The 1,858-nt window shown below is 77.5% G+C and carries 1 protein-coding gene; it reads left to right on the top strand.

Annotation, left to right across the window (positions count from 1 at the left end; all coding sequences use genetic code 11):
* Positions 1 to 1,858: beta-ketoacyl synthase N-terminal-like domain-containing protein (locus AB0E96_RS40770; RefSeq protein ID WP_359831856.1), on the top strand; the 1,858-nt coding region annotated here is incomplete at both ends.

The raw sequence follows: 1,858 nt of genomic DNA, 5'->3' as shown, positions 1-1,858 counted from the left end.
GACCTGGACGTGCTGCTGCTGGACCTGCCGCCCGGCACCGGCGCCCCGGGCCCCGCCGCCCTGGTCGCCGCCCACATCGCGGCCGTCCTCGGCCGCCCCGCCGACCACCCCGTCGAGCCGGACCTGCCCTTCCGCGACCTCGGCTTCAGCTCGCTGATGAGCGTCGAGCTGCGCGAGAACCTCGCCGCCGCCACCGGCCTGCGGATGCCGGCCGGACTGCTCTTCGACCACCCGACGCCGCGCGCGCTGACCGCCTTCGTCGAGGCACGGCTGGCCGGTGACGGCGAGGAGGACGAGACCGGCGGCGCGACCGCCGGACCCGCCCCGGCCGGCTCGGACGAGCCCGTCGCGATCGTCGGCATGGCCTGCCGCTACCCCGGCGGGATCGCCTCGCCGGAGGACCTGTGGCGGCTGGTCGCCGAGCACGGCGACGCCGTCTCCGCCTTCCCCGCCGACCGCGGCTGGGACGAGGACCTGTACGACGAGGACCCGGAGCGCCCCGGCCGCAGCTACGTCCGCGAGGGCGGCTTCCTGGCCGACGCGGGCCGCTTCGACGCCGCCTTCTTCGGCATCTCCCCGCGCGAGGCCACCGCGATGGACCCCCAGCAGCGGCTGCTGCTGGAGACGGCCTGGGAGGCGCTGGAGCGCGCCGGACTGCTCCCCGCCGACCTGCGCGGCTCCCGCACCGGCGTCTTCGTCGGCGCCTCCGCCGGCGACTACGGCCCCCGGATGCACGACGCCCCGGACGGGGTCGAGGGGCACCTGCTGACCGGGACGGCGGCCAGCGTGATGTCCGGGCGGATCTCCTACCAGTTCGGCTTCACCGGGCCCGCGGTGACCGTCGACACGGCCTGCTCCTCCTCCCTGGTCGCCCTGCACCTGGCGGTGCAGTCGCTGCGCCGGGGCGAGTCGGAGCTGGCCGTGGCCGGCGGCGTGACGGTCATGTCCACCCCCGGCATGTTCGTCGAGTTCTCCCGGCAGCACGGGCTGGCGCCGGACGCGCGCTGCAAGGCCTTCGCGGCCGCCGCCGACGGCACCGCCTGGTCGGAGGGGGTCGGCCTGCTGGTGCTGGAGCGGCTGTCCGAGGCCCGCCGCCGGGGCCACCGGGTGCTCGCCGTGGTGCGCGGCTCGGCGGTCAACCAGGACGGCGCCTCGAACGGGCTGAGCGCCCCGAACGGGCCCTCGCAGCAGCGGGTCATCCGGCAGGCGCTCGCCGACGCCGGACTCGCCGCCACCGACGTGGACGTGGTGGAGGCGCACGGCACCGGCACCACGCTCGGCGACCCGATCGAGGCGGAGGCGCTGCTGGCCACCTACGGGCACGGCCGGCAGGACCGGGAGCCGGTGCTGCTCGGCTCGCTGAAGTCCAACCTCGGGCACACCCAGGCCGCGGCGGGCGTCGGCGGCGTGATCAAGATGGTGCAGGCGATGCGGCACGGGCTCGTCCCGGCGACCCTGCACGTCGACGAGCCGACGCCGCACGTGGACTGGTCCTCCGGCGCGGTCGTCCTGGCCACCGAGGACCGGCCCTGGCCGCGCAACGGCGGCCCGCGCCGCGCCGCCGTCTCCTCCTTCGGGATCAGCGGCACCAACGCCCATGTGATCGTCGAGCGGCCGGAGTCGGAGCCGGAGCCGGAGTTTCAGCCGCTGCCGGAGGCCGCCCCGGCGGACGGGGCCGCTGATGCCGCGCCGTCGGCAGTGCCCGTCCCCTGGCCGCTCTCCGCCCCCACCGAGGAGGGCCTGCGGGCCCAGGCCGCGCGCCTGCTCGACTTCGCCGCGGCCGCCCCCACGCCGCACCCGGCGCAGGTCGGCCGGGCGCTGGCCACCACCCGGGCGTCGTTCCGGCGCCGGGCCGTCG

The sequence above is a fragment of the Kitasatospora sp. NPDC036755 genome (assembly GCF_040636595.1).
Taxonomy (GTDB): domain Bacteria; phylum Actinomycetota; class Actinomycetes; order Streptomycetales; family Streptomycetaceae; genus Kitasatospora.
Note: the sequence above shows the minus strand (reverse complement) of the source record. Positions and strands in the feature narration are given on the sequence as shown.